7 protein-coding genes are annotated in these 9,614 nt (G+C 55.4%); 3 read left to right on the forward strand and 4 right to left on the reverse strand.

The features are described 5' to 3' along the window. Positions 1 to 74: 74 nt before the first annotated feature. The 4 genes from ACLJRH_RS24995 to cecR are packed head-to-tail and all read right to left on the reverse strand — an operon-like array spanning position 75 to position 4,596. The gene (locus tag ACLJRH_RS24995; RefSeq protein ID WP_080187414.1) at positions 75 to 1,205 is read right to left on the reverse strand and encodes an ABC transporter permease; all 1,131 of its coding nucleotides are present in this window, start codon (positions 1,203 to 1,205) and stop codon (positions 75 to 77) included. Continuing rightward, positions 1,198 to 2,934: an ATP-binding cassette domain-containing protein gene (locus ACLJRH_RS25000; RefSeq protein ID WP_023136840.1), complete on the reverse strand. Its 1,737-nt coding sequence runs from the start codon at positions 2,932 to 2,934 to the stop codon at positions 1,198 to 1,200. Before ACLJRH_RS25000 ends, ACLJRH_RS24995 begins: the two co-directional genes overlap by 8 nt. Beyond that, complete coding sequence (gene hlyD / locus ACLJRH_RS25005; protein WP_000743431.1) at positions 2,927 to 3,922, reverse strand: secretion protein HlyD; 996 nt, start codon at positions 3,920 to 3,922, stop codon at positions 2,927 to 2,929. The genes ACLJRH_RS25000 and hlyD overlap by 8 nt, the downstream gene beginning before the upstream one ends. Next, positions 3,922 to 4,596, reverse strand: a complete 675-nt coding sequence (gene cecR / locus ACLJRH_RS25010; protein WP_001028037.1) for a transcriptional regulator CecR — start codon at positions 4,594 to 4,596, stop codon at positions 3,922 to 3,924. The genes hlyD and cecR overlap by 1 nt, the downstream gene beginning before the upstream one ends. A gap of 229 nt (positions 4,597 to 4,825) precedes the next feature. Here cecR and rhlE point away from each other — a divergent pair, with 229 nt between their 5' ends. From rhlE to ybiB, 3 genes are all read left to right on the forward strand, one after another. Further along, the gene (rhlE, locus tag ACLJRH_RS25015) at positions 4,826 to 6,187 is read left to right on the forward strand and encodes an ATP-dependent RNA helicase RhlE (protein WP_000007065.1); all 1,362 of its coding nucleotides are present in this window, start codon (positions 4,826 to 4,828) and stop codon (positions 6,185 to 6,187) included. Between the two features lie 207 nt (positions 6,188 to 6,394). After that, positions 6,395 to 8,539: an ATP-dependent DNA helicase DinG gene (dinG, locus tag ACLJRH_RS25020; RefSeq protein ID WP_001218630.1), complete on the forward strand. Its 2,145-nt coding sequence runs from the start codon at positions 6,395 to 6,397 to the stop codon at positions 8,537 to 8,539. Positions 8,540 to 8,568: 29 nt separating this feature from the next. Beyond that, positions 8,569 to 9,540: a DNA-binding protein YbiB gene (gene ybiB, locus ACLJRH_RS25025; RefSeq protein WP_023136841.1), complete on the forward strand. Its 972-nt coding sequence runs from the start codon at positions 8,569 to 8,571 to the stop codon at positions 9,538 to 9,540. Positions 9,541 to 9,614: the final 74 nt, after the last annotated feature.

Consider the following 9,614-nt stretch of genomic DNA (forward strand, 5'->3'; position numbering starts at 1 on the left):
CGCATCAGGCATAATGCCGGATGGCGGCGTGAACGCCTTATCCGGCCTACGACGACAATTATCCATACACATATTTAATCCAGCCGTCGTTTGGTTTTTAGCCACGTCAGGCCAATAAACATCACCGCCGAGGCGATTAAAAACAGTACGTTAACGCCTAACACGACCGGAATATTGCCGGCCAGAAACAGACTTTGCAGGGTGCTGACAAAATAGCGCGCCGGAATAATATAGGTCACCGCGCGGATCACCGCAGGCATACTGTCTATCTGGAAGATAAATCCGGACAGCATAATCGAGGGTAAAAAGGCGGCGTTCAGCGCCACCTGCGCGGCGTTAAACTGGTTGCGAGTGATGGTGGAAATCAACAGCCCCATCCCCAGCGTACTCAGTAAAAACAGACTGGTGATAATAAACAGAATCACCAGCGAACCGCGATACGGCACGCCGAGAATAAACACCGATACCAGCATACAGAGCAGCATCGCCAGCATACCGAGAAAATAATAGGGAATAAGCTTACACAGCAGCAGTTCAACACGCGTCACTTCGGTTGAGAGCAGCGCCTCCATCGTGCCGCGCTCCCATTCGCGGGCAACGACCAGCGAGGTGAGGATTGCGCCAATTACCGTCATGATAATGGTCACCGCCCCGGGAATAATAAAATGCTGACTGATCGCCGCCGGGTTAAACCAGTAGCGCGTCTGGACGTCGATGAGCGGTTCAAAGGTGTCGCCGCGATCTTCCGCCCGCTGCTGTTGCCAGATTTGCCAGATGCCTTCAACATAACCCTGAACGAAGTTGGCGGTGTTTGGCTCGCTGCCGTCGGTAATCACCTGAATCGGCGCGCTGTTACCGTCGCGCGCCATTTGCTGCGCGAAATCCACCGGAATCACCACCAGTCCGCGAATGCGTCCGGCCTGCATTTTTTCAATTAATTCATGGCGATTATCGCTAATGGTCGCGTCGATATAGGGTGAACCGGTCATCGCATGAGTGAAATCCAGCGCCTCCTGGCTTTGCTGTTCAAGCAGAATCCCCACGCGCAGCTTGCTGGAGTCAAGGTTAATGCCGTAACCAAAAATAAACAGCAACAGCAGCGGGATCACCACCGCAATCAGCCAGCTACTGGGATCGCGCACGATCTGGCGCGTCTCTTTGACGCACAACGCACGCACGCGGCGCCAGGAGAGAGACTTACTCATGCGTATGCTCCTTATCCCAGTCATTGATGAGAGTGATAAAGGCCTGCTCCATCGTCGGATCGGCCTGTTGCTCATCGGCGGCCTGCGCTTTGAGATCGTCCGGCGTACCGCTGGCGATAAGCTTCCCGCGATAAACCAGTCCGATGCGATCGCAATATTCCGCCTCATCCATAAAGTGGGTCGTCACCATTACCGTGACCCCTTTTTCCACCATGCTATTAATATGCAGCCAAAATTCACGGCGGGTGAGGGGATCAACCCCGGACGTTGGTTCATCAAGGAATAAAATATCCGGTTCGTGCATCAGCGAGCAGGCCAGCGCCAGTCGCTGTTTAAAGCCCAGCGGTAGCGCATCGGTGGGATGCGACGCGATGCTTTTCAGACCAAACGCTTCACTCATGCGCTGAATTTTTTCATTTTGCGCGCGGCCCCGCAAACCGTAGACGCCGGAGAAAAAACGCAGGTTCTGCTCAACCGTCAGGTTGCCGTAAAGCGAAAATTTTTGCGCCATATAGCCCAGATGCTGACGGGCTTTGCCGGAGCTGACTTTCAGGTCCATATCCAGCACCAGCGCCTTGCCGGACGTCGGCACCAGCAGGCCGCACATCATTTTAAAGGTGGTTGATTTACCCGCGCCGTTCGGGCCGAGCAGGCCAAAAATCTCGCCGCGCTGTACGACGAAATTAACATGGTCCGTGGCCGCGAAATCGCCAAATTTTTTCGTCAGTTCCTGCGCTTCAATCACCGTTTCGCCGGCAGTGCCTTCAACCGTATGCAGGATTGAACCCAGCGGAGACTCCGAGGTTCCCGCTCCGCCAAGCAGATCGATAAACGCATCTTCGAAGCGCGGCGCGGTCTCATTGAGGGTGATTTCCGGCATTCCTTCGGCCTGACGAATATCTGCTGCGGTCGCCTCTTTTTTCAGGATCAGGCGTACCGAACGCCCCTGAATCATGCCGTCGCTCACCTGCGGCAGTCTGAGCGCTCTCTGTAGTAACTTACGGTTGTTTTCCTGTGGACTGCTTATCAGAAAGCTACGACCGGCCATCGTTTGCGTCAGCGCTTTAGGTTCGCCCTGATAGAGCAGCTCGCCTTCATTCATCAGCAGTACATCGCGACACTGTTCGGCTTCATCCAGATAGGAGGTGCTCCATAAAATCAGCATCCCGTCGCCCGCCAGTTCGTGGACCATTTGCCACAACTCGCGCCGTGAAATCGGGTCAACGCCAACGCCCGGTTCATCCAACAGCAGCACTTTCGGTTCGCCGACCAGCGTACAGGCCAGCCCCAGTTTTTGCTTCATCCCGCCGGACAATTTCCCCGCCAGACGGCCAGTGAAAGGGCCGAGGGCGGTAAATTCCAACAAACGGGCAAAGGTCTTTTCGCGTATCTCGCCGGTAACGCTGCGTAAATCGGCATAGAGATTAAGGTTCTCCATGACGGTAAGATCTTCATACAGACCGAATTTCTGCGGCATATAGCCCAGAACCGCGTGCAGCTCGCTGTCGTTTTGTATCGGGTCGAAGCCCAATACGGACGCGCTGCCGCCATCGGCTTTGAGCAGGCCCGCCAGCATACGCATCAGCGTGGTTTTTCCTGCGCCGTCCGGCCCTACCAGCCCGGTGACATAACCGGAATGAATGGTACAGTCGAGCGGCGCGACGGCGGGTTTATCCATTCCCGCAAAGCGCTTCGTCAGACCGTGCAGCGTAATAACGGCCTCACTCATGCCGTGCCTCGTCATTAAATTTCACCGTGACTGGCATCCCCTGGCGTAACGCATCGTCCGCATCGGTGACGATAATGCGCAGGCGATAGACAAGATCGGTACGCAGATCCGGCGTTTCGACGGTTTTCGGCGTAAATTCCGCGGTGGGCGAAACGAAACCAATCTTGCCGTGGTAAGGTTTGTCAGGACGACCGTCGGTATACAACAGAATGTCGCGCCCCGGTTGCGTCTGACTGAGGTTGCGTTCATCGACATAGGCGCGCACCCAGACGGGGCGGGTCAGCGAGAGCGTTAATACCGTGCTGCCGGCGTTCAGCATACTGCCAGGCTCGACCGCGCGGGTGAGCAAGGTTCCGTTGGCAGGTGCGATAAGCGTAGTGTCCTGCAAATCAAGCTGCGCCTGCGCCAGTTGGGCCTTTGCCTGTTCCAGGCTGGCTTTCGCCTGGGCGATATCCTGTTCACGATTACCGGTACGGTACTGGCTCAGTTTATCCTGCGCGGACTTCAGTGTCGCCTGCGCCTGATCGCGCGATGAGCGGGCGTTTTCCAGATCGTTAGCGGAAATGGTGCGGCTTTTCCACAATCCTTGCTGACGGTTATAAAAGTTTTGCGCGTAGTCATAAGCGGCTTGTGCCTGTCTGACGGCGGCGGCGGCCTGGGCTATCTCTTCATCGCGATAGCCTGCCAGCATCAAATCATATTGCGCCTGCGCGACCGACACGCCAGCTTTCGCCTGCATTAGCGCGTTTTCGTATGGCGCGTGATCCAATTCGCCGAGCACCTGTCCGGCTTTGATGGCATCGCCTTCATCAACATTCAGCGACGCCAGCCTGCCGCCGACGCGAAAGCTGATATTGACGGTACGGATATCGACATTACCGTATAGCGTCAGCCCATCGTCCTGCCGACTTTGATACCACCAGGTTCCACCGGCAATCACAGCGACGATCGCTGCGATTGCCAGTCCGATAACGACAGGTTTTTTCATCAGTCCAGACTCCTTTGCGTTAAACCATGCAGAATAAGATCGATGTGGCAGGTTACCGTCTGGTAAATCAGCTCCGCTTTTTCTTCATCAAACTGCGGCCAGCCGGTACGTAACAGAATAGTTTCTTTGCCGAGACGAAACGCCAGCACTTCGCCCAGTAAGGCATGGGTATGCAAAATCATGCGCGTATCATTGGCGTCGCAGCCGGTATAAGCGGCAACCAATCTTGTCAGATGGGTATGCAACGGATCGATAACCTGTTCATGAACCAATTGATAGGCCGACGTGGGAGAGAGCTGCTCGCGTGAAATAAATTTGCTCAGGTTAACGGTGTCTTCCTGCGTCAGCAGCATAATCATGTTCTTGCAGGCGAGCAGAATGAGCTCGCGTATGGCGTCCCGGTCAGGGGCAGGCTGGCTAAACAGACGTTCCGCTTTTTCAGCATGGGGGCGAAATTTTTCGCCAAGAAAATCGGCAATCCACTGGGCGCAGGCGAGGTATAAATCCTCTTTTGAGCCGAAATAGTAAGTAATAGCGGCAATATTTTGCCCCGCCAGCGCGGCGATATCGCGCGTGGTGGCATGGAGGCCATACTCGCCAAACTGCGCCAGCGCGGCGGCAATGAGCTGACTTTTCGCCTGCTCGCCCTTGGTGGTCGTGGTGGTAATATTCATCACACGCCCTAATTCTTAATCAATCGATTGATTAAGACTATGACTCATAATGGCACTTGTCCAGTGTGGTCGATTAATTTGTCTTTGCCACCTTCCGGGATAATTTATGCGCCGCATCACAAAAACTGCTACACTCCGCCCCTTCATGACATTGTGGTTTTTGTCATTCCAAATTTGAGCATCTCCCTGAAAACTACACCGGCAACGGTCGGGGCGGTCCGGAGTAGTTATGTCTTTTGATTCCCTGGGATTAAACCCTGATATCCTGCGCGCCATTGCCGAGCAGGGTTACCGTGAACCTACCCCTATTCAGCAACAGGCGATTCCTGCCGTGCTGGAAGGCCGCGATTTGATGGCCAGCGCCCAGACCGGAACCGGTAAAACGGCGGGTTTTACCCTGCCATTGTTGCAGCATCTGATTACCCATCAGCCGCACGCTAAAGGTCGTCGCCCGGTGCGCGCATTGATCCTCACGCCAACCCGCGAGCTGGCGGCGCAAATTGGCGAAAACGTCAGAGATTACAGTAAATATCTCAACATTCGCTCGCTGGTGGTATTTGGCGGCGTAAGCATCAATCCGCAGATGATGAAACTGCGCGGCGGCGTGGATGTGCTGGTGGCGACGCCGGGACGTCTGCTCGACCTGGAACATCAAAATGCCGTGAAGCTGGATCAGATTGAGATTCTGGTACTGGATGAAGCCGACCGTATGCTGGATATGGGCTTCATTCATGACATTCGTCGCGTGCTGGCGAAACTGCCGGCGAAGCGTCAGAATCTGCTGTTCTCCGCCACGTTCTCCGACGACATCAAAGCGCTCGCCGAAAAGCTGTTGCGCAACCCGCTGGAAATCGAAGTGGCGCGCCGCAACACCGCCTCAGAGCAGGTGACGCAGCACGTGCACTTTGTCGATAAAAAACGTAAGCGCGAACTGCTGTCACAAATGATTGGCCAGGGCAACTGGCAGCAGGTGTTGGTCTTCACCCGCACCAAGCATGGTGCGAACCATTTGGCGGAACAGCTTAACAAAGACGGTATTCGCAGCGCGGCGATCCACGGTAATAAATCGCAGGGCGCACGTACCCGCGCGCTGGCCGATTTTAAATCCGGCGATATTCGCGTGCTGGTGGCGACGGATATTGCGGCGCGTGGTCTGGATATTGAAGAGCTGCCGCACGTGGTCAACTATGAGCTGCCGAACGTGCCGGAAGATTATGTACATCGTATTGGCCGTACCGGTCGCGCGGCGGCAACTGGCGAGGCGCTGTCGCTGGTCTGTGTTGACGAGCATAAACTGTTGCGTGATATCGAAAAGTTGCTGAAAAAAGAGATCCCACGCATTACGACGCCGGGCTATGAGCCGGACCCGTCGATTAAAGCGGAGCCGATTCAGAATGGCCGTCAGCAGCGCGGCGGCGGCGGTCGTGGTCGCGGACAAAATCAGGGGGGAGCGGGGCGCAGTCAGCAGCCGCGACGTCAGGATAGCGGGGCGGCGAAGGCGAAACCAAAACCGCGCACAGGCGAGGGGAAACCCGCTGGCGACAAAGCACGTCCGCCGCGTCGCCCGCGCAGAATCACGCCTGCCCAGTAAATTTTATCCGGCAACATGCCCGGTAGCGCGACGCTTACCGGGCCTACGGACTATGCAAATACGTAGGCCGGATAAGGTGCTTGCACCGTCATCCGGCAAAATACACATCGCGTTGCGAGCCGCCTTCCAGAACCGGTAAAAAAGGTACTTCCCGCCCCTGAAATGTGACACAATAGTGGCTGTTTATACAGTACTTCAGGTTTTCTCATGGCATTGACCGCTGCGCTGAAAGCGCAAATCGCCGCCTGGTATAAGGCGCTTCAGGACCAGATTCCCGACTTTATTCCCCGTGCGCCGCAGCGGCAGATGATTGCTGACGTCGCCAGAACGCTGGCCGGGGAAGAAGGGAGACATCTGGCTATTGAAGCGCCGACCGGCGTCGGGAAAACCCTCTCCTATCTTATTCCCGGTATTGCCATTGCCCGGGAAGAGCAAAAAACACTGGTGGTCAGTACCGCTAACGTGGCGTTACAGGATCAGATCTTTAGCAAAGATTTGCCGCTGCTACGAAAAATCATCCCCGATCTGCGTTTTACCGCCGCCTTTGGCCGCGGGCGCTACGTGTGTCCGCGAAACCTGGCGGCGCTCGCCAGTAGCGAGCCTACGCAGCAGGATCTGCTCGCCTTTCTTGATGACGAACTGACGCCTAACAACCAGGAAGAGCAAAAGCGCTGCGCCAGGCTGAAAGGGGATCTTGACGGTTACAAATGGGATGGTCTGCGGGATCATACCGACATTGCTATTGACGACGATCTGTGGCGGCGATTAAGTACCGATAAAGCCAGTTGTCTGAACCGCAACTGTCACTATTACCGCGAATGTCCATTCTTTGTCGCCCGACGTGAAATACAGGAAGCGGAAGTCGTGGTGGCGAATCACGCGCTGGTAATGGCGGCGATGGAAAGTGAAGCCGTACTGCCGGAACCAAAGCATCTGCTGTTGGTACTGGATGAAGGTCATCATCTGCCCGATGTCGCTCGCGATGCGCTGGAGATGAGCGCGGAAATTACCGCCTCCTGGTATCGCTTGCAACTGGACCTGTTCAGCAAACTGGTGGCGACCTGCATGGAGCAATTTCGCCCTAAGACCACGCCGCCGTTAGCGAATCCTGAGCGACTTAACGCCCATTGCGAGGAGGTGTACGAACTGATCGCCTCGCTCAATGCCATTCTTAATCTGTATATGCCCGCAGCGCAGGAGGCGGAGCACCGTTTTGCAATGGGCGAGTTGCCTGATGAGGTCATGGAAATCTGCCAGCGACTGGCGAAGCTGACCGAGACGCTGCGTGGACTGGCGGAATCCTTTCTCAACGATCTCAGCGAAAAAACCGGGTCGCACGATATTGTGCGTTTGCATCGGGTGATTTTACAGATGAATCGGGCGCTGGGAATGTTCGAGGCGCAAAGTAAATTATGGCGACTGGCTTCGATGGCGCAGTCTTCAGGCGCGCCGGTGTCCAAATGGGCGACGCGTGAAATACGCGAAGGGCAACTCCACGTCTGGTTCCATTGTGTCGGTATCCGCGTCAGCGATCAGCTGGAAAGATTGTTATGGCGCAGCGTACCGCACATTATTGTCACCTCGGCGACACTGCGCTCGCTCAATAGCTTTTCGCGCCTGCAGGAAATGAGCGGCTTAAAAGAAAAAGCCGGCGACCGCTTTGTGGCGCTGGATTCGCCGTTTAATCATGTGGAACAGGGGAAACTGGTGATTCCTCAAATGCGCTACGAACCCACCATTGATAACGAAGAGCAGCATATTGCCGAAATGGCGGCCTATTTTCGTGAGCAACTGGAGAGCAAAAAACATCATGGTATGCTGGTACTGTTCGCCAGCGGGCGGGCGATGCAGCGTTTTCTGGAGCATGTCGCTGATGTGCGCTTACTCCTCCTGGTTCAGGGCGACCAGCCGCGTTACCGGCTGGTGGAGCTACACCGTAAACGGGTGGAGAGCGGCGAACGCAGCGTGCTGGTTGGGCTTCAGTCTTTTGCCGAAGGGCTGGATCTTAAAGGCGAGCTGCTGACGCAGGTCCATATCCATAAAATTGCCTTCCCGCCGATCGACAGCCCGGTTGTGATCACCGAAGGCGAATGGCTAAAAAGCCTGAATCGTTATCCGTTTGAGGTACAAAGCTTACCAAGCGCGTCTTTTAATTTAATTCAGCAGGTAGGGCGATTGATCCGTAGCCATGCCTGTCGGGGAGAAGTGGTCATTTATGATAAGCGGTTGTTGACCAAAAACTACGGACAGCGTTTACTGAATGCCTTACCTGTTTTTCCGATAGAGCAGCCTGCCGTGCCAGACGTTATAGTAAAACCAAAAGCAAAACCTGCACGCCGCCGACGGCGTTAATGCTGTGAGCACACTTCAAGGAGCTTTCAATGGATTATCGCAAGATCATCAAAGAGATCGGGCGAGGTAAAAATCACGCCCGCGATCTGGATCTGGACACCGCGCGCGGTTTGTATACCCGAATGCTGAATGGCGACATCCCCGACCTGGAAATGGGCAGTATATTGATGGCGCTGCGTATTAAAGGCGAAGGCGAAGCCGAAATGCTGGGCTTTTATGAAGCCATGCAGAATCATACCATCAAACTGACACCGCCCGCAGATAGGCCGTTGCCGGTCGTTATTCCCAGCTATAACGGCGCGCGTAAACAGGCGAATTTAACGCCGTTGCTGGCTATCCTGCTGCATAAATTGGGCTTTCCAGTCGTAGTACACGGCGTCAGCGAAGATCCGACCCGTGTACTGACGGAAACAATATTTGCGCTGATGGGGATTGTCCCCACTCTACACGGTGGACAAGCGCAGGCCAAACTGGACGGGCACCAGCCGGTGTTTATCCCGGTGAGCGCGCTCTGCCCGCCGCTGGAAAAACAGCTGGCGATGCGCTGGCGGATGGGCGTGCGCAACAGCGCGCATTCACTGGCCAAGCTGGCGACGCCATTTGCTGAGGATGCCGCGCTGCGTTTATCAAGCGTTTCTCACCCTGAATATGTCCCGCGTGTGGCGACCTTTTTTAGCCGCATCGGCGGGCGGGCTTTGCTGATGCATGGTACCGAAGGCGAAGTCTATGCCAACCCGCAACGCTGTCCGCAAATCAGCCTGATTGATAGCCGTGGCGTGCAGGTACTGCATGAGCGTCAGAGCGACACGCACGACGAGCCGCTTTCACTGCCTGCGACTAAAGATCCTGAAATCACCGCGCGCTGGATTGAGCGCTGCCTTGCCGGCCGCGAGCCGGTGCCGCAATCATTAAAAACGCAAATGGCCTGTTGTCTGGTTGCGACGGGAGAGGCGGCGACGTTAGAAGACGGAATTGCGCGCGTCGAACAGGCTTTTAGCTGACTAGTCCTGATATAGGTTGACAGTTTTTTGTCTGTAAAACGCCTGATGAACATCATCGGGCGTTTTGTATTTCA

Origin of the sequence: Salmonella sp. SAL04162, from assembly GCF_046551535.1 — a bacterium.
Classification (GTDB): Bacteria; Pseudomonadota; Gammaproteobacteria; order Enterobacterales; family Enterobacteriaceae; genus Salmonella; species Salmonella enterica.